This is a genomic window from Sulfurimonas sp. ST-25, from assembly GCF_048079205.1.
Taxonomy (GTDB): Bacteria; Campylobacterota; Campylobacteria; order Campylobacterales; family Sulfurimonadaceae; genus Thiomicrolovo; species Thiomicrolovo sulfuroxydans.
Genome location: NZ_CP182225.1, coordinates 1,024,195 through 1,041,550, shown reverse-complemented (window position 1 = coordinate 1,041,550; position 17,356 = coordinate 1,024,195). Strand labels below are relative to the sequence as shown.

Genomic DNA, 17,356 nt, shown 5'->3' with positions numbered 1-17,356 from the left:
TGTATTTTGATGTGGTGAGATTGTAACCGCACAGGCTGAAAGCCTGCTTGGTGGGAGGGATTAAACTCAAACGTCTTTGATATCGACGCGGTACGCTTTTTCGGTAAGCGGTACCCACGGACGCTTGATCTGCGGCGGGCGGCGGAACGTCGAGTCGGCGTCCAGACCGCGCGTGAGCTCGTCACGCCATGCCTGATAGGTTTTAAAGTTGTTCTCGTAGTTGACAACGATATCACCGATCTTATCACCCGGCTGCGCAGCTTCCAGGATAACTTTCTGGTGCCAGCAGTGCATACCGGAAATCGGGTCCGGGTGTGTCGGAGCGACGGCATTCTGCCAGGAGCCGGAAAGACCGTCCCACCAGATGTTGTCGCTGTCTTTGTTGTATGCCGCGAAACGCTTGGCGTGGAACGGATGGATCCCCTCGACATACTTGAGTTTACCCGTTTTACCGTCCATCTGCATCTCTGCCGTCGGAACACCGAAGCTGTTCATACCGGCCGTGCCGTCATAGTCAGCGACTTTGATCGCACCGGCAGCCGTACCCGCACCTTCCGGTGAGGCCTGCAGGAATGCCGGATCGTTCAGATCGCCGGAACCGACGGTGATATCTTCGACTTTACCGTCGGAGACACCGTTCGGGATCGTGACAGCGTTTTTCAGCTTCCAGCGTCCGCCGTGGTGTGAACAGGCGAGGACGCCCGGCATCTGACCTTCGGTCGGGACCGCCATCGCGACGAAGTAACCGCTCTCAAGACCGGAGACCGTATCCGTGATACGGACACGGATCGCGTCACCGCGCTTGAAGCCCATGCGCTTCGCATCCTGCGTATTGATCCAGATCGGGTCGTGGTTCTGGGAGATCTCCATCAGGTGTTTGGAGTTCGCAGAACGCGTATGGATGTTGTACGGCAGACGGAAGACGGTGTTGAGCGCAAACTCGTTGTCCGCATTCATGTACATGTGGTTGACATGGGACACGATATGCGGCATTGCCTTCTTCTCTTCGTCGTTACGCGGATAGAACGGAATCGCGTACTCCGGCCATTTCCACTCGTCCGCCATCCACTCTGAGAAGAAGTCGAGCTTTTTGTCCAGGGTTTCGAAACCGTCCATGCGCTTGCCGTCGATCTCGATACCGATCGGCTTTTTGCCGTCTTTGTACTTCCACGCGTCGCCGTGAGCTTCTGCGTACAGGACACCCGTCTCTTCGTCTTTCTCGACGTGGTGCTTGTTGTAACGGTGGCCGTGCGCGATCAGATCGTCGCCGTCCTCTTTGATCTCACGCTCTTGCGCGCTGTAGATGTTGCTCTCTTCGAGCCAAGCACCGTGGTCACGCATGAATTCGTAGACCGGGAACTCGCTGTTCTTGTAGCGCGGGTCGGAAGTCGCCGTGCTGTAGAGGTTCGGCAGGTTGTCACCGAAGGCGGCATCGTACCACTCGGAGATCGTAACCGCCTGGCCCGGGTTGCGCTTGGATTCCCACATCTTCTTGATGCCGAGGCTGCCGTCCGGGTCGACGTGCTTGAAGCCCATCTCGAACCAGAATTCGTTCTCTTCCCAGACCTCGCCGAGGCCCGCTTTGATGTGCGCTTCAAGCGTCGCACGGTTCGGGTTCTTCGGTTTCCAGCCCGCTTTTTCAAGCGCAACGCGCATGACCGGCTGGCGGAACGACGTCCAGCGCGCCGGCATCGTCGCTTCGGAGTGCTGGTCGTGGCGTTCACCCGCTAGACCGACCGGCAGGACGTAGTCGACATGCCAGTTCGTCTCGGACCATGTCGGTGACAGGTTGAACGTCAGTTCCATCTTGCTTTCGTCCTTCAGGACTTCCAGCCAGCGGAAACCGTCCGGGTTGATCCAGACCGGGTTGTACATACGCGGGATCCAGACAGCAAGTTTCTGCGGGACGTTCAGGCCGCGTTTCTTCCATTTTTCCTGCCACTCGACGTCGGTGAGGAGGTGCGGCAGGAGGTAGGACATCTCATAGGTAGAGAGCGGCCACTCCGGCGGCCACGTCAGTTCGTTCCAGACATCGACTTTCGGGACGTTTGAACCGCTGCGGCCCTGGCCGACGGTTGCGGAACCGCCCTTGCCGGCGACGGAGATAACGTGCCAATGGTGGAAGAACGTACCGCCGACGGTACCGATTGCACCGCGCAGCGCGATGGCGAGGTAACCCGTACGGCCGGACATCCAGCCGCCGCGGTTACCCGCAGCCGTCGCACGCCAGAAGTAAGAGGCGATCGCGTCGCCGGCCCAGATGAACATCTCGTAGAGTTTCTCGAGCTTGTATGCCGGAACACGGGTCTCTTTGACGGCGTATTCAAGTGTATACGGCGCGTAGAGCTCTTTGAGCATCTCGATAAAGCTGTCGAAGCTTTTGTCCGCCGGCATCTTGGAGATGTAGCCCTTGTCGACCATGAACTGCAGGTAGTTGCGGTTCTTCATCATGACTTCCCAGTTGAACCACTTCTTCACGAAGCGCTTGTCAACCTGACCCTCCTGGAGGATACGGTTGGCGAGGTAGAGGTAGATGACCGGCTCTGTACCAGGCCATGCCGCGATCCAGAGGTCCGCCATACCGGCGGAGTTGGAGAGACGCGGGTCCATAACGACCAGGCGTGCGCCTTTTTTACGCGCATCGGCGATAAAGCCCGCAGACTGCTGGAAGTAGTGACCGGCGTCCGCTGCATGCGAAGAGTTCAAGAAGACGAGCTTCGCGTTCGCCCAGTCCGGACTTGTACGGTCGTCGTTTGCCCACTGGATCGTCGGTGTACGCCCGCCGGAAGAACAGATGTTGGTGTGGGAGTTGAACGCGTCTTGCTTGAACGTCGTCCAGACCTGGCCCGTGAAGCCGTTTTCGTTCGGACGGCCGACGTGGAACATCAGGGATTTGCGGGAGAGCTCGTCGCCTGTTTTGAGCGTATCGTTCATCTTCTTACCGATGGTGCTCATCGCTTCGTCCCAGGTCGTACGGACCCATTTACCTTCACCGCGCTTGGAGCCCGGTGCACGTTTGATCGGGAATGCCAGACGGTCCGGATCGTACATCTGTGACTGTGTCGCGTAACCTTTCGCACAGTTACGGCCGCGGGAACCCGGGTGCAGCGGGTTACCCATGTATTTCTTGACCGTGAAGCTTTTTTTGTCGATCCATGCCGTCAGACCGCAGGAGGCCTCACAGTTGGAACACGCCGTCGGGACGATGGCGAAATCATTGACGTAGATACCCTCCGGGTTCTCGGCGCTCTGGACGCCTTTGCGGTCGATACCGCCGCGTTTCCAGTCGTCCCCGTCGAGTTCTTTGAAATCGTCCCACTGCTCGAGCGGTGGGTAGAAGGAGAGGGAGTCCGGTGTGTTGGTAAATTTGCTTTCTTCTACCGAGTCGGCGATGGCGTCTGTCGTAAAGACGCCCTTCGCGACGGCGGCGCCGGCAACCGTAAATGCCGCGCCTTTAAGAAATGTTCTTCTGCTTTCTTTATACATTCTTCAATTCCTTTTTAGCTCATTGGCAAGAGTTGTGGAATGACAAGCCAGACGTGCTTGACGATCCAGAGTCCGACGATCGCGGAGAGGGCCGCGACCTTCAGCAGGCCGGCAGAGCGGTTTGTCACGCTCAGGATGACCAGGACGAACGGCGCGATAAACGCCAGGACCTGTCCGACCCAGAACATCGTCGTGTACTCGCCGTGGCCTTTGACCGCTTCGAGTGTTGCCGCCACTTCCTCTGCTTTGATCGGGCCGAAGACCAGCTCTGACATATAGAGGATGAACGCAGCCAGTGCGGAGAGTCCGAGGATGACTGCGAGGTCACGCTTCGCTTCGTACGGCAGGTTGCCGCCCATCAGCAGGACCGTCGCGGAACCCGTGAGGGTTGCCGCCAGGATCATTTGTGCCGCTTCCGTCGGCATCTGCCACAGTTCGCGCGCCGTCGCTTCCGCCATGATCGCCGCCGTATAGAGGGTAACCGGGATCGCCAGGATCACCGCCCAGACAAGCAGCTTGTCAAAGAGCGCGTTGTCCTTCTTGATGAAGGTCGCGAACGCCATGCCGAAAAGCACCAGGACGAGGACCGTAACGATCCATGCACCGACGGTGATCGCCGATGTCCAGTGCGGTGTAAAGAAGATGTGCCAGAAACGGAACATCTGGTGCAGGTCGATGACCGTGAACAGCAGGAAAATATGGATGAAGACGATGGAGACCACTGTCACCGGGAAACGCAGGCTTCCAGCCGCTTCCGGATAACGCTTCATCAGGTAGAAGAGCATGAAAATGACACCGGTACCGATGCTTTTCGCCCACATATTCATTGTAATGATCCATCCCCAGACGATACCCGGGAGCCCGACGTCGAGTGTGACGACGGCATTTGTCGCAGCTACAGCTTCATGTACCATTAGTGGTGTCCTCCTACCGGCATATGTGTCGTCAGCTTGTTAAAGAGCTGGTGACCTTCGACTCTGAACGATGCCAGAGGATTGAGCTGAACGTTGCCGCCGCCGACGTAGTAGTGGTGCGGATCCGTTCCTTTTTCCGGTTTACGGACCTGAACGTCGCCCTGATGGTTCTGAATGTACTTGCTGATATTCGATGTCGGATCGTCCAGGTCACCGAAGATGTTCGCTTCGACCGGACATGCGACGACACAAGCCGGCATAAGGCTTGAAGCGATACGGTGGGCACAGTACGTACATTTGTCTGCCGTCTGCGTTTCGGGGTCGATGTAGATCGCGCCGTACGGACACGCCATGACACAGCCCGCACAACCGATACAACGCTCTTTGTCGATGTTCACGATGCCGTTGTCAATGTAGTGCAGCGCGCTGACCGGACAGATACGCTCACACGGCGCATTGTGACAGTGGTTACAGCGCAGCGGGGTAAACGTCCGTTTTGTCTCCGGGAACGTTCCCACGTCCACATATTTAACACGAAGACGCCATGTGGAAAGCGGAACTTGGTTTTCCACTTTACAGGCGATCTCACAACCCTTACATCCCATACACAGATGCAGATCAACCAGGAAGCCTAATTGCATGTGTTCTCCTTACACCAGTTTTAAGCGGCACAGACGCTTTTGTATCCTCCGTTTCGAACGGAAAATGCAAAAGCGTCAGTACGATTATCATGCCTTATAATATTTAAAACCCCCGCAAATAGGGGGATTACAAGGCATTTACGCTACATGGATGCTATCGGATTTAACTTTAACTGAAACTAAATCAGTGGCACATTATTGTCAAATAGTGGGCTGTTTGTGTAAAAAAAGCGGAGTTGGTAAAATTATTTTTAATAATATAAAAAAGGATTGAAGAAGATATTCAATTTAAATTGACATCTTCTTCGGATAAGCAGCAGTTATCTTACTCGGCGTTCCCCATACGGACGCGGACCGACTGCTCGTGCGCCGTCAGCCCCTCCGTATGCGCGATCAGGGCGCACGCTTCGCCGATCTCGTTGATGGCTGCCCGGGAAAAGGCGATCACCGAGGACTTCTTCAGGAAGTTCTCGACCCCCAGCGGCGAGTAGAAACGGGCCGTGCCGCCGGTCGGTAGTGTATGGTTCGGCCCGGCGACGTAATCCCCGATCGCTTCGGGCGTATAGTGCCCCAGGAAGATGGCACCGGCGTGCTTGATGGAAGCGAGCAGTTCAAAGGGGTTGTCCGTCGACACTTCCAGGTGCTCCGGGGCGACCTCGTTCATCAGCGCGACGGCCTCTTCCATATCGCGGGCCACGATAATGGCGCCCCGTTCGACGATGGACTTGCGGGCGATCTGCTCGCGGGGCAGTTTTTGCAGCCAGGCTTCGATCTCGAGGTTCACCTGCTCCGCCAGTTCGGCCGAGGGGGTGATCAGGATGGAACTCGCCATCTCGTCATGCTCCGCCTGCGACAGCAGGTCGATCGCGATATGGTTGGCGTTCGCGCTCGCGTCGGCCAGGACTCCGATCTCGCTGGGGCCCGCGATCATGTCGATGTTGACGTCGCCGAAAACAAGCTTCTTCGCCGTAGCGACGAAGATGTTGCCCGGGCCCGTGATGACGTCCACCTTCGGGATCGTCTCGGTACCGTAGGCCATCGCCGCGATCGCGGAGGCGCCGCCGACCTTGTAGACCTCCGTCACCCCGCAGAGGTGGCAGGCTGCCAGCAGCAGGGCGTTGGGTTCGTTCTCCGGCGTCGGCGTACAGACGACGATCTCCTCGACACCCGCGACCTGTGCCGGGATAACGTTCATCAGCAGCGAACTGGGATAGGCCGCTTTTCCGCCGGGGATGTAGAGGCCCGCGCGGTCGACCGGCGTCACCTTCTGCCCCAGGATGGTGCCGTTGCTCTCGGTATCGAACCAGGATTTTGGCAGTTGCTTTTCATGGTAGGACTTGATGCGGTCATAGGCGAGGTGCAGTGCTGATTTCAGTTCGGGCTCAAGCAGGGTGTAGGCCTGCGCCATCGCCTCCGCATCGATTTTCAGCTCTTCATCTTTTTCGGGCGCCCACTGGTCGAACTTCGCGATGTGGCGCTTCAGGGCTGTGTTCTGCTCGCTGCGGATCTCTTTGATGATCCCGCCGACGATAGCGGTGACATGCTCGATATCCATTTTCCCGCGTTCCAGCAGGTTTGAGAAAATCGTGTCGAAGTCGGCGGCGGTCGTCGTTGTAAATACCATAATGTGTCTCTTTTCTATACTTCTTTGGCGCAATTATAGCCTGTTTGTTTCTTGAATGTCACCCGGCGGGTATCCGCCGTGGACGCAGGGGAGGAATATACGGGCCTGTCAGCCTTTGGGGCGGCGGCGGAACGCCTTGTAGGCCGTGCTGTCGAGCAGGAACTTGTAGCGGTCGGTGATGAGCCGTTTCATCACGTAGCCCAGGAAGCCGGAGAACTTGATTTTGTCGAAGATGACGACGGCCGCGTTGAACCGCCCCAGGGCGACCATGTACCCCTCCAGGCGGATCGACCGTTCCAGCATCGGTTCGCTGCGGTTGCAGCGCAGCAGATTGAGGACCGCGAGCGCGGCGCTCTTCTCCGCACCGTTGGCCGTCGCCGGCAGCGGACGGCCGTCTTCGGCACGCATATCCGCCACGTCGCCGATCGCGAACGCATCCTCTTTCCCGACGACGGCCAACGTTCGGTGCACGGCGATCTGCCCCTTTTTGTTTCGTTCGACGTCCAGCGTATGCACCAGTTTAGGCGCGATGATGCCGCCGGCATAGATCATGAAATCGAAAGCGACCCTCTTGCCGCTATCGAGCACGGCTTCGTTGGGCTCCACCGCGGCGACGCGGCTGCCGAAAATAACGTTCACACCGAGTTTCTGCAGCCGTGCCTTCGCCTTGGCCTGCAAATAGGGATGCATGCCCGCCAGCACTTCATCGCGCGAGGCGATCAGGTGGACGTCGATACTATCGCAGAGCATCCGGTTTTTCTGCATGAACCAGCCGGTGTAATCCGCCAGTTCGGCGGCGATTTCGACGCCGCTGAGCCCGGCCCCGGCGATGACGATGTTGAACCGGCGGCACTCTTCGTCCCCCTCGCTGTTCATGCGCGCAAAGAGCTGCTGTTCGAACTGCTGCCGGAAGCGGAAGGCGTTTTTGAGGCTTTTGACCCCGTGGGCGTAGTCGTGCAGGCCCGGGATCGTATCGGGGAAGAAGGTTCTGCTCCCCATCGCCAGGATAATGTAGTCATAGTAGTAGTCGCGCGTCTCGGTCGCGACCTTCTTCGCCTCGAAGTCGATGCCGGTCACTTCGGCTTTGACAAAGGCGGCGTAGGCATAGCTCTCGCAGAGGGCCGGCAGATCAACAGTGACGTCGACCAACGTCGCCTGCTGGGCAATCAGCGCGTAGGCTTCGGTCTGAAGATAGTGGAAAGGGTTTTTGTCGATCAGGGTCACCTGGATATAGGGGCGTGCGCTCAGATGCTGCATCGCGCGGACGCCGGCATACCCTCCGCCGACGATGATGACGCGTTTCGTCACGGCGTCCCCCTCAGTGAGCGCCGCGGCACGCGGCGCGCCTTGTACTCCTCCAAGACGATATCCGTCGCGTGCAGAAAATCGGCGGCGCCGACGGCGCCCGGGATCGCAGGGAACATCGTTTCGCCGCGGCTGTCGAGGAACCAGAGGGCCGGCGTCCCGGGGCTCCAGAGCGCTCCGGGAACGAAATCGCCGTCATCCGTATAGGCGACAACATTGACGAACGCACCGTTGAGGCGGGCGATCACCTCGGGGTTTTTGAACGTCGTCTCCTCCAGGTGGCGGCACCATTTGCAGCTGTGGCGGGAGAAGACGAAGAAGATCGGTCTGTCCAGCGTCTTCGCTTTCGCGAGAGCGGCATCATAATCCGTTTCCCACCGGATGCCCTGTTCTGCCATCAACACGGCCGTCAGCATCAGGAGGGAAAGGAGCTTTTTCATTTCCTGATCACCTTCTTGATGATCTCTTTCGCAATCTTTTCGGGGCTCTTGCCTTCGACATCGATAACGATGTCGGCTGCTTTCATATAGTGTTTTTCCCGCTCGTCATACAGGGCCCTGGCACGGGCTTCATCCTGGAAAAGCGGGCGCTTTTTGAGCTTTTTATCCGCATTGGGGTGGGCGAGGATACGGCGGTGTATCGTGTCGAAATCCGCATGCAGCAGGACGACGGTACCAATCTTTCTCAGGTTCTTGACTTTGAAAAAACCACCGCCCGTCGAGATGAGCGTATTGCGCACATCCGATTCGAGCCACTCGGCGACATGCTGTTCGATGGCGCGGAAATACGCTTCACCCTCCTCTTCGAAGATCTTCTTGATCTTCCGGTTTTCCATGCTTTCGATCACGTCGTCCGTATCGAGGGCAACCATGGGGTGCTGTTTCACTATCTCCCGGGCGATGCTGCCCTTGCCGACGCCCATGAATCCGATCAAAATAATGTTCTTTGCCATCTAAGTTCCTTCCGGTTATCCTAACCAACCGCTGATATATCTCTCATAAAAACCGCCAGCCATAGGGCGTCATCCGAGGTCGAAAGCACCCGGTGGCGGCAGTGGGCCGGCAGATGCAGCATGTCACCGCGCTTCAGCGTGACCTGCCGTGCCTCGATCTCGAGCTCCGCCGTCCCCTCAAGCAGAACGACCCACTCATCCTCATCCTGATCAAACCACTCCGTCCGCGCCCGGTTCGAGGCGATCCGTTCGATCCGGACCGCGCCGCGGCGCAGCAGCTCAAGCGTCTCTTCCCCCTCCGCCGGAGAGGTATACTCAAAAAGATTCTTCATCCAGCAGCAGACGCACCGTCGTTTTCAGCAGCGCTCCGACGGCGATATTGAAACGCGCTTCGAGCACCTTTTCGCCCTCCGGGAGACGATCAACCTCAGCCAATCCCTTCCCTTCGGCAAACAGGGCGCCCGTCGATTCGAAAAGCGCCCGATCGATCGTACTGAGCGGATGCCCCAGCAGCGGATCGGGCTCCAGGGCGCCCAGGCTTTTTTCATTGACCAGATTGACGAGGGGTTCGGGAATGATCAAATAGCGTCCCCGTTCCGCGCACTTCAGCAGTATTGCGTCCGCTTCCTCGGCGGCCCGGCCCCGGCGGACGATGCTCTGCAGCGTCACTGACACCGCTGCCCCCGTCAGCGCAGCCAGCGCGGCTTCCCAGCGCCGGGCCGTGGCGTCCAATTCGCTGCGCAGCGCCCCGACTTCCGGTGACGGTTTCTCCGCAGGCTTTGGCTGCCGATCGCTTTTCGGCGCCGTCCCGAACAGCTCCATCAGCGCATCGACCTCCGCCTGGTTCAGTACGCCCCGCGCCATCAGAACTGCTCCAGCAGGCGTTTGAAGAGTCCGGCGATGCCGCTTTCGCTCGCCTGCACCGTGACGCTGCGGTCGATATCGGCCATAATGTTCTGCGCGATCGCCTGCAGCTCGCGGGTCGGCCGGGCGGTGGGGAACTCCCGCACAAAACTCGATCGCCGCTTGACGGCATAGGCGACTTTATCATCCCGGGTCATCTCTCCGAGCAGCTCGAGGCGAAGGTCCGGGCCGATGTGCGTCTTGGCGACGCTGCTGATCTTCGCGAAGATGTTGTGCGCCTCTTTGGGGCTGTGGACCTGGTTGAGGACCATCTTGATATCCTTGCGACGGCGCGCCGTCACCTTGATCGTGGCATAAGCGTCCGTAATGGCCGCGGGGTCCGGCACCGTGACGACGATCACGTCATCAGCGGATTGCAGGAAAAGCTGCGTGTGCTCGCCTATCCCCGCACCGGTGTCGATCAACATGATGTCGATGTCGTCAAGCACCCCCGCATCGCCGATAAGCCGCTCGAACATCTCCGCATCGCAGTAGCGGAAGATCTCCTCCCCGCTCTCGCCGGGGATCAGCAACAGGTTTTTCTGGATGGGGATGACGACATCCTTAAGCGCCGCCTCCCCCTTGAGGACGTGCAGAATGTTGTTCTTTGCCGTCACATTGAACATGACGTCCAGGTTCGCCAGACCGATATCGGCGTCGAAGACCGCCACCTTCAGACCGCTGATGGAGAGCAGCAGCGCCAGGTTGGAGGTAATCGTGCTTTTGCCGACCCCGCCCTTACCGCTGGTCACGGCGATAAAGCGGGTACGCTTGGCCGGGCGGCTCATCGCGTCCTCCCCGGCAGCAGCGAAAGCGGGATCACGACGCTTTCGCGCTCACGCCAATGCGGGTGCGGAACGGTCAGATCCGGATAATCCAGCTGTCTTCGGTCATAAAAGAGGATATCGAGGTCCAGGGTCCGCGGCGCGTTGGCAAAGGTGCGTACCCGCCGGAAGCGGCGCTCGATGCGCAGGAGGTGGCGCATCAGCGCGCGCGGCGGCAGCGTCGTCTCGATGAGAAGCACCCCGTTGATAAAATCGGGTTGGTCCGCATAGCCGAACGGGGGGTTCTGCAACAGCGGCGAAGCGGAAAGGACATTAAGCTGGGGGTCGCGGCGAAGGTAGACGAGTAACCGCTCGAAGCGTCTGACGACGTCTCCCAGGTTGCCCCCGATCCCGATGACCGCCCTGTGCGGCAGACCGTGAACGGGGAAGAGGCCGGGAAACTGACCTGTGCGGATCAGGGCCAGGCCGGAGGGGAGCCGCCGCTCGATCATTTACGTCAGGCCTGCTGCGCCGCCTGCTGCGCCGCCTGTTTTGCCACACGGATTTCGTTGAAGATCTGCAGCATACCGACCATGGCGAGGTGGTAACCGAATGGGCCGAAACCGACGATGGAGGAGGTGCACACCGGTGCGATCATGTTCTTCTGTCTGAACTCTTCGCGGCGTGCGATGTTGCTGATATGGACCTCGAGCGTCGGCAGGTTGACAGCCGTGATCGCATCGCGGATCGCGACGGAAGTATGGGTGTAGGCCGCGGCGTTGAGGATGATGCCGTCCGCGTCGCCGTAACACTCCTGGATGCGGTCAACGATCTCGCCCTCAAGGTTGCTCTGGAAAAACTCGACTTCCACGCCGTTCTGATCAGCGAACTCTTTCATCTGCTGGTGGATCTGTTCAAGCTTCATCGGCCCGTAAATCTGCTGTTCACGGACGCCGAGCATATTGAGGTTCGGTCCCTGAATGACTGCAATTTTCATTAATCTTCCTTATCTCGTTTTAAAATCGAGTGGGTATTATACGCTTGACTATATTAAAGCGTTCTTCTAAGGGCAGCCGATGACGATTCTCATTCCCTCCGCGATTCTGACACCGACCGGCATCATGACCGAACACGCCGTCGCCTTCGAGGAGACCATCGTCGCCGTCGCGCCTTTCGAAGCGCTCAAAGCGCGTTTTCCCAACGCCGATATCCTCGAAGCGGAGGGGCCGACGCTGCTGATGCCCGGCCTGGTCAATCCCCATGTCCACCTCGAATTCAGCGCCAACAAAACGACCCTGAAATACGGCAATTTCCTCACCTGGCTCTACAGCGTGATCGAGGAGCGCGAGGCGCTCGTCAATGCCTGCGGCCGGGAGTGCCTCGATCGCACGATCGCTATGATGCTGAGTAACGGTATTACGGCCTTCGGGGCCATCAGCTCGCACGGCCTGGACCTTGAAGCCGCCGCCGCCGCGCCGCAGAAGGTCGTCTTTTTCAACGAGGTCATCGGCTCGCAGGCGGCGATGGCCGACGCCCTGTACGGGGATTTCCTGCAGCGCCTCGATGCCTCGAAAAGCGTCGAACGCCCCGGTTTTTTCCCCGCCGTCGCCGTCCACTCCCCCTACTCCGTCCACCCCGCCCTCATCAAGCGCGCCCTGCGGGTCGCGCGGGACGAAGGGCTCGTCACGACGGCCCACTACCTTGAAAGCCCGGCCGAACGGGAGTGGCTCGACCGGAACGAAGGAGAGTTCAAACCCTTTTTCCACGAACTGCTCCAGCAGGAGTATGCCGTCAACGATGCCGCGGGCTTCCTCGAACTCTTTGCCGACACGCCGACCCTGATGACCCATGTCGTCCAGGCACAGCCCAAAGAGCTCGAAGCGCTCTCCAAGGCAGGCCATACCGTCATCCACTGTCCCATTTCCAACCGGCTTCTGGGCAACGGCGCCATCGACCTTGACGCCCTCGAAGCCCATGAGCTTCCCTGGCTGACAGGGACCGACGGACTCAGCTCCAACTATGCCCTCGACCTCTTCGAGGAGATGAAAATAGCGCTCTTCATGCATTCGGAGACCCCGCTGCTCCCCCTGGCCCGCCGCCTGCTCAACAGCGTCACCGTCGATGCGGCGAAGGCCCTGCGCCTCAACTGCGGTGAAATCGCCGAAGGGAAAGCCGCCGACATGCTCTGGCTTGAACTGGACCATACCCCCAGCGACGACACACCGCTGCATCTGCTGCTGCAGCGCTACCCTTTCCGCCGTATCTTTATCGACGGGATCTCCCCCAAAGGATAACCATGCACTTTTTGAAAATGCTGTTTGCCCCCCTGGGCGCGATAATCGACTATATTCAGAACCACTTCAAGGCACTGCTGTTCGTGCTGCTTCTTTTCGTCATCTTCTTCCCGATGCCCGACGACGGCTTCGAGACGGTCAACCTCCAGCGCATCGAACTGAACGGCCCTATTATCGATACGACCGAGGTCGTCCGTTCCCTGGACGAGGCCCGGGCCAATCCGCAGATCCAAGGGGTACTGCTCGTCGCCGATTCCCCCGGCGGCGCCGTGGCGCCCTCTGTCGAAGTAGCCTATGCCGTCAAACGCCTTCAGGCGACCAAACCCGTGGTCGTCTATGCCAAAGGAATGCTCGCGAGCGGCAGCTACTACGCCTCCATCTGGGCCGATGAGATCATCGCCAACCCCGGCGGCATGGTCGGTTCCATCGGTGTCATTATGCAGGGCGCGAACCTGGAGGGTCTGATGGAAAAAGTCGGTATCGGCACCCAGGTCGTCAAGGCCGGCAAATACAAACAGGCCGGCACGCCGGACCGCACCTGGACCCCCTATGAGCGGGCCGAGATCGAAAAAGTCATTAAAGACACCTATGCGATGTTCGTTCACGATGTTGCCGATGCGCGCGGCCTTGATCCCGACAAAAGCAGCGTCTATGCCGACGCGCACATCTTTACGGCACGCCAGGCAAAGGCCGTGGGCCTTATTGACAGCGTCGGCGTCGAATACGATGCGCGGCAGCGACTCGAAGCGCGCAGCGGCGTCTCCGACCCCGTCTGGAGCGAAGAGAGCGATATGGAACGTTTTTTCCGCGCCCTCGGCGTGGAAGGATCGAGCATGTTGCAACTTTATTTCCCGCATATGGTTCTCAAATAAAGAGCACGCTATAATGTGAAAAACTGATGTACAGCACACTGTCATCCGCACTAGTAAAGAAAGAGATAATATATGATCAAACGACCGAAACCTATCGATGAAGAAGTTCTTTTCGACGGCAGAAGCCTGATCTCCGAAACCGACCTCAAAGGGGTCATTACCTTTGTCAACCGCAAGTTCGTGGAGATGACGGGCTACTCCAAAGAGGAAGCCCTCGGAGAGCCCCACAGCATTCTGCGCCATCCCGACATGCCCAAAGCGGCCTTCGAGGGGATGTGGAAGCTGATCAAAGAGGGAAAGACCTGGGAAGGGTACGTCAAAAACCTCCGCAAGGACGGGAAGTACTACTGGGTCGTCGTCACGATCGTGCCGAAAAAAGATGAAGCCGGCAACATCATCGGCTATATCGCTTCGCGTAAGATGCCGGATCGCGACAAGCTCAAAACCGTCATCAAACAGTACCAGGATCTCATCGCCAAAGAAAAATAGTTTTGGTGATTCACTAACAAACGTTATGGATCGGGCCGGAACACCGCCCCCGCTTCCCCCCGTTTCAGGGGCGATTTAAGGATAACGCCAAGTTTGCTCTGCTAGAGTGAAGTCAGGGTAAAGCTCTTTACCTTGGTTTTAACCCCGTTGCGGATCACGATGGTCCGCATGTTCAAGTTTCGTTCAAAGTGAGGAAGAGGCATCCGTACTTCTTCCCTCTTTTCTCGCCCCTTTCCAACCCTTCCGTTACCAGCCCATACGCAACCTAAGTCCCCACGTGGTAAAATAGCACCCATTTCAATTTGCGAGCGTGCATGAAGATCATCATAGCCATCAGCGGTGCAAGCGGAGCCTCCCTGGGACTCAAAACCCTCCGGGCCCTGCCGGATCATGTCCAAAAGCACCTCATCGTCTCCGAAAACGCCAAGACGGTTTTCCGCCACGAGCAGGATGTCATGCTGCACGATGAGGATGACATCGCCGCGCCGCTGGCCTCCGGCTCCTTCGGCGCGGATGCGATGCTGATCATCCCCTGCAGTATGAACACGCTGGCCAAGGTGGCCGTCGGCATCGCGGACAACCTGACCACGCGGGCGGCGAGTGTGATGATCAAGGAACATAAGACCCTGCTGCTCGCACCCCGGGAGATGCCCTTTTCGGTCATTGCCCTGGAGAACATGCACAAACTGGCAACCCTGGGCGTCTTTATCGCCCCGCCGGTCCTGGCATACTATTCGCAACAGGAGAGCCTCGATGCCATGGAGAACTTCATGATCGGCAAATGGTTCGACCTGATCGGTATCGAAAACGATCTTTACACACGCTGGGGGAGCGATGATTAAAACAGCACTCTATCCGGGGACCTTCGACCCCATCACCAACGGGCATTACGACATCATCGCACGGGCGCTCAAACTCTTCGACCGCGTCATCGTCGCCGTCGCCGAGTCGCACACCAAAAAGCCGATGTTCACCCTCGACGAGCGTGTCAGCATGGCCCATGCCGCCGTCGGGGGACTCGAGCATGTCGAGGTGATCGGCTTTGACAATCTCACCATAGACCTGGCGCGCGAATACGGCGCCGACATCCTGATCCGCGGTCTGCGCGCCGTCAGCGATTTCGAATACGAATTGCAGCTGGGCTATTTGAACCATTCGCTCGATGCGAACGTCGAAACGGTCTACCTGATGCCCAGTCTGAGAAACGCCTTTGTCAGCTCCTCCATCGTGCGCAATCTGCTCACCTTCAACGGCAAAACGGAGCACCTGCTGCCCGCCGAGGTGGAAGCCATCATCCGGGGAATGGACTCATGTACCTTGTCCTAGAGGGGATCGATACCGCCGGGAAGTCGACCCAGATGGCGGCCCTGAGGGAGCGTTTCCCCGATGCCTGTTTCACCAAGGAACCCGGCGGCACGCCGGCCGGGGAGCGGATCCGTTCCCTGCTCCTGGAGACGGGGGTCCGGTCCGAGCGCGCGGAGATGCTGCTCTTCCTGGCCGACCGCAGCGAGCATATCGAGGAGGTCGTCCTTCCCCACCGCTCCGAGCTGATCGTCTCGGACCGTTCGGTGATTTCGGGGATGGCCTACGCCATGGTCAAGCAGGCGTTCGAACCCGACGAACTGCTCCACCTCAACCGCTTTGCCACGGGAGGGGTACTGCCCGACTTCGCCGTCGTATTGAAGCTGGAAGAGCCCGAGCTCAGACGCCGTCTCGCCGGCAAAGAGCAGGATGCCATCGAGTCCCGGGGCACCGAGTACCTGCTGGCGATTCAGGATGAGTTGGAGCGGGCCGCCCGGCTGCTGGGGATCCCGACCCTCGTCATCGATGCCGCGCTGGACGTCGATACGATCACTGAACAGATCGAAGAAATTATCATCACCAAAGGAGAGTCATGATTCGTTCCCTGCGTGGTATGAATGACATACTGCCGCCGGACAACGTGCGGTTTGAATACTTTTTGGAAACGGCCACGGCCATCGCCAGGCGTTACGGCTTCAGCTACGTCGAAACGCCGCTGCTCGAGGAGACGGCGCTGTTCAAACGCTCCGTCGGCGAGTCCAGCGACATTGTCGGCAAAGAGATGTACCAGTTTATCGACAAGGGCGAGAACGACGTCTGTCTCCGCCCCGAAGGGACCGCCGGCGTCGTACGCGCTTTCGTCCAGAACAAGCTCGACCGTGCCGGGGGGATCCACCGCTATTTCTACCACGGGGCGATGTTCCGCTACGAGCGCCCGCAGAAGGGGCGCCTGCGCGAATTCCACCAGTTCGGGTGCGAAAGCTTCGGTGTCGATTCCGTCTATGAGGACGTCACGATCATCACCATGATCGCCGATATCCTCACGGCCCTGGGGATCTCTTACCGCCTCAAGATCAACTCCCTCGGCGACCAGCACTGCATGCCGCAGTACCGCGAGATGCTTGTCGGTTTTCTCGACAAGCATGAAGAGCATATCTGTGAGGATTGTGCGCGCCGCAAAGCGACCAACCCCATCCGCGTGCTTGACTGCAAGAACGACAAGTGCCAGATCCTCTACAAAGAGGCACCGAAACTGATGGACAACCTCTGCGAAGCTTGCGAGAGCGACTTTGCGACGCTGAAGCAGCTGCTCGACGAGGGCGGGATCGCCTACGAAGTCGACACCCACCTGGTCCGCGGTCTGGACTACTACTCCAAGACGGCGTTCGAGTTCGTCAGCGACGAGATCGGTGCGCAGAGTGCCGTGGCCGGCGGGGGACGCTACGACCGCCTCGTCGAGTTTCTGGACGGCCGCGCCACTCCGGCCGTCGGCTTCGCCATCGGGATCGAGCGTCTGCTCGAACTGATCAAAATGCCCGAAGCCGTCCGTAACGGCTACTACATGGGGGCGATGGACGCCGAGTCCCTGCCCCAGATCATGCAGCTCGCCCGCGACAAACGCGCCGGTGACACCGTCGTCGTCGAATACGCGCCCAAAGGCCTCAAGGCCCACCTCAAAGGGGCCGACCGCATCAGCGCACGCTACTGTGTCGTGATCGGTGAGAACGAACGCAACAAGGGGAAGGTCTGGATCAAAGACCTCGAAACCAAAACCGAATCGGTTATTCCGGCCGATCAACTCTAACTTCAG

19 protein-coding genes are annotated in these 17,356 nt (G+C 58.8%); 7 read left to right on the top strand and 12 right to left on the bottom strand.

Annotated features, from left to right (window positions below; translation table 11 throughout):
• Positions 1–66: 66 nt before the first annotated feature.
• From ACM66T_RS05300 to aroQ, 12 genes are all read right to left on the bottom strand, one after another.
• On the bottom strand, positions 67–3,486 hold the full coding sequence (locus tag ACM66T_RS05300; protein ID WP_416768847.1) for a molybdopterin-dependent oxidoreductase: 3,420 nt from the start codon (positions 3,484–3,486) through the stop codon (positions 67–69).
• 14 nt (positions 3,487–3,500) lie between these two features.
• Complete coding sequence (gene nrfD / locus ACM66T_RS05295) at positions 3,501–4,400, bottom strand: NrfD/PsrC family molybdoenzyme membrane anchor subunit (RefSeq protein WP_231020990.1); 900 nt, start codon at positions 4,398–4,400, stop codon at positions 3,501–3,503.
• A complete protein-coding gene (locus tag ACM66T_RS05290; protein ID WP_231020989.1) occupies positions 4,400–4,918 on the bottom strand; it encodes a 4Fe-4S dicluster domain-containing protein in 519 nt (172 codons plus the stop codon). Before ACM66T_RS05290 ends, nrfD begins: the two co-directional genes overlap by 1 nt.
• A 448-nt stretch (positions 4,919–5,366) precedes the next feature.
• Entirely contained in the window at positions 5,367–6,665 is a 1,299-nt protein-coding gene (hisD, locus tag ACM66T_RS05285) for a histidinol dehydrogenase (RefSeq protein ID WP_416768846.1), read from the bottom strand.
• A gap of 108 nt (positions 6,666–6,773) precedes the next feature.
• A complete protein-coding gene (locus ACM66T_RS05280; RefSeq protein WP_231020987.1) occupies positions 6,774–7,973 on the bottom strand; it encodes an NAD(P)/FAD-dependent oxidoreductase in 1,200 nt (399 codons plus the stop codon).
• The gene (locus ACM66T_RS05275) at positions 7,970–8,410 is read right to left on the bottom strand and encodes a thioredoxin family protein (RefSeq protein WP_231020986.1); all 441 of its coding nucleotides are present in this window, start codon (positions 8,408–8,410) and stop codon (positions 7,970–7,972) included. The genes ACM66T_RS05280 and ACM66T_RS05275 overlap by 4 nt, the downstream gene beginning before the upstream one ends.
• Positions 8,407–8,922 (bottom strand): shikimate kinase, encoded by a 516-nt coding sequence (locus tag ACM66T_RS05270; RefSeq protein WP_231020985.1) that lies wholly within the window; start codon positions 8,920–8,922, stop codon positions 8,407–8,409. The genes ACM66T_RS05275 and ACM66T_RS05270 overlap by 4 nt, the downstream gene beginning before the upstream one ends.
• 20 nt (positions 8,923–8,942) lie before the next feature.
• Entirely contained in the window at positions 8,943–9,254 is a 312-nt protein-coding gene (locus tag ACM66T_RS05265) for a cupin domain-containing protein (RefSeq protein ID WP_231020984.1), read from the bottom strand.
• Positions 9,238–9,786, bottom strand: a complete 549-nt coding sequence (locus ACM66T_RS05260; protein ID WP_231020983.1) for a hypothetical protein — start codon at positions 9,784–9,786, stop codon at positions 9,238–9,240. Before ACM66T_RS05260 ends, ACM66T_RS05265 begins: the two co-directional genes overlap by 17 nt.
• Positions 9,786–10,613: a MinD/ParA family protein gene (locus ACM66T_RS05255; RefSeq protein ID WP_231020982.1), complete on the bottom strand. Its 828-nt coding sequence runs from the start codon at positions 10,611–10,613 to the stop codon at positions 9,786–9,788. Before ACM66T_RS05255 ends, ACM66T_RS05260 begins: the two co-directional genes overlap by 1 nt.
• Positions 10,610–11,101, bottom strand: coding sequence for a 2-amino-4-hydroxy-6-hydroxymethyldihydropteridine diphosphokinase (folK, locus tag ACM66T_RS05250; protein WP_231020981.1), 492 nt, complete (start codon positions 11,099–11,101; stop codon positions 10,610–10,612). The genes ACM66T_RS05255 and folK overlap by 4 nt, the downstream gene beginning before the upstream one ends.
• 5 nt (positions 11,102–11,106) lie before the next feature.
• A complete protein-coding gene (gene aroQ, locus ACM66T_RS05245) occupies positions 11,107–11,586 on the bottom strand; it encodes a type II 3-dehydroquinate dehydratase (RefSeq protein ID WP_231020980.1) in 480 nt (159 codons plus the stop codon).
• Between the two features lie 79 nt (positions 11,587–11,665).
• On the opposite strand from aroQ, the gene mqnF reads away from it, so the two are divergent.
• From mqnF to hisS, 7 genes are all read left to right on the top strand, one after another.
• Entirely contained in the window at positions 11,666–12,883 is a 1,218-nt protein-coding gene (mqnF, locus tag ACM66T_RS05240; RefSeq protein ID WP_231020979.1) for an aminofutalosine deaminase family hydrolase, read from the top strand.
• Positions 12,884–12,885: 2 nt separating this feature from the next.
• Positions 12,886–13,755, top strand: coding sequence for a signal peptide peptidase SppA (gene sppA, locus ACM66T_RS05235; RefSeq protein ID WP_231020978.1), 870 nt, complete (start codon positions 12,886–12,888; stop codon positions 13,753–13,755).
• Positions 13,756–13,827: 72 nt separating this feature from the next.
• Complete coding sequence (locus ACM66T_RS05230) at positions 13,828–14,244, top strand: PAS domain-containing protein (protein ID WP_231020977.1); 417 nt, start codon at positions 13,828–13,830, stop codon at positions 14,242–14,244.
• Positions 14,245–14,558: 314 nt separating this feature from the next.
• Positions 14,559–15,086, top strand: coding sequence for a UbiX family flavin prenyltransferase (locus ACM66T_RS05225; protein ID WP_231020976.1), 528 nt, complete (start codon positions 14,559–14,561; stop codon positions 15,084–15,086).
• Entirely contained in the window at positions 15,079–15,570 is a 492-nt protein-coding gene (gene coaD, locus ACM66T_RS05220; RefSeq protein WP_231020975.1) for a pantetheine-phosphate adenylyltransferase, read from the top strand. The genes ACM66T_RS05225 and coaD overlap by 8 nt, the downstream gene beginning before the upstream one ends.
• The gene (gene tmk, locus ACM66T_RS05215; protein ID WP_231020974.1) at positions 15,555–16,142 is read left to right on the top strand and encodes a dTMP kinase; all 588 of its coding nucleotides are present in this window, start codon (positions 15,555–15,557) and stop codon (positions 16,140–16,142) included. The genes coaD and tmk overlap by 16 nt, the downstream gene beginning before the upstream one ends.
• A complete protein-coding gene (gene hisS, locus ACM66T_RS05210) occupies positions 16,139–17,350 on the top strand; it encodes a histidine--tRNA ligase (protein WP_231020973.1) in 1,212 nt (403 codons plus the stop codon). The genes tmk and hisS overlap by 4 nt, the downstream gene beginning before the upstream one ends.
• Positions 17,351–17,356 lie beyond the last annotated feature (6 nt).

What these genes read in the sequence shown, in the direction of transcription:
- ACM66T_RS05300 (WP_416768847.1), bottom strand. Translation starts at nt 3,486, where the DNA reads ATGTATAAAGAAAGCAGAAGAACATTTCTTAAAGGCGCGGCATTTACG.
- ACM66T_RS05225 (WP_231020976.1), top strand. Translation starts at nt 14,559, where the DNA reads ATGAAGATCATCATAGCCATCAGCGGTGCAAGCGGAGCCTCCCTGGGA.
- hisS (WP_231020973.1), top strand. Translation starts at nt 16,139, where the DNA reads ATGATTCGTTCCCTGCGTGGTATGAATGACATACTGCCGCCGGACAAC.
- folK (WP_231020981.1), bottom strand. Translation starts at nt 11,101, where the DNA reads ATGATCGAGCGGCGGCTCCCCTCCGGCCTGGCCCTGATCCGCACAGGT.
- ACM66T_RS05275 (WP_231020986.1), bottom strand. Translation starts at nt 8,410, where the DNA reads ATGAAAAAGCTCCTTTCCCTCCTGATGCTGACGGCCGTGTTGATGGCA.
- ACM66T_RS05260 (WP_231020983.1), bottom strand. Translation starts at nt 9,786, where the DNA reads ATGGCGCGGGGCGTACTGAACCAGGCGGAGGTCGATGCGCTGATGGAG.
- mqnF (WP_231020979.1), top strand. Translation starts at nt 11,666, where the DNA reads ATGACGATTCTCATTCCCTCCGCGATTCTGACACCGACCGGCATCATG.
- sppA (WP_231020978.1), top strand. Translation starts at nt 12,886, where the DNA reads ATGCACTTTTTGAAAATGCTGTTTGCCCCCCTGGGCGCGATAATCGAC.
- hisD (WP_416768846.1), bottom strand. Translation starts at nt 6,665, where the DNA reads ATGGTATTTACAACGACGACCGCCGCCGACTTCGACACGATTTTCTCA.
- tmk (WP_231020974.1), top strand. Translation starts at nt 15,555, where the DNA reads ATGTACCTTGTCCTAGAGGGGATCGATACCGCCGGGAAGTCGACCCAG.
- ACM66T_RS05230 (WP_231020977.1), top strand. Translation starts at nt 13,828, where the DNA reads ATGATCAAACGACCGAAACCTATCGATGAAGAAGTTCTTTTCGACGGC.
- ACM66T_RS05255 (WP_231020982.1), bottom strand. Translation starts at nt 10,613, where the DNA reads ATGAGCCGCCCGGCCAAGCGTACCCGCTTTATCGCCGTGACCAGCGGT.
- nrfD (WP_231020990.1), bottom strand. Translation starts at nt 4,400, where the DNA reads ATGGTACATGAAGCTGTAGCTGCGACAAATGCCGTCGTCACACTCGAC.
- coaD (WP_231020975.1), top strand. Translation starts at nt 15,079, where the DNA reads ATGATTAAAACAGCACTCTATCCGGGGACCTTCGACCCCATCACCAAC.
- ACM66T_RS05270 (WP_231020985.1), bottom strand. Translation starts at nt 8,922, where the DNA reads ATGGCAAAGAACATTATTTTGATCGGATTCATGGGCGTCGGCAAGGGC.
- ACM66T_RS05265 (WP_231020984.1), bottom strand. Translation starts at nt 9,254, where the DNA reads ATGAAGAATCTTTTTGAGTATACCTCTCCGGCGGAGGGGGAAGAGACG.
- aroQ (WP_231020980.1), bottom strand. Translation starts at nt 11,586, where the DNA reads ATGAAAATTGCAGTCATTCAGGGACCGAACCTCAATATGCTCGGCGTC.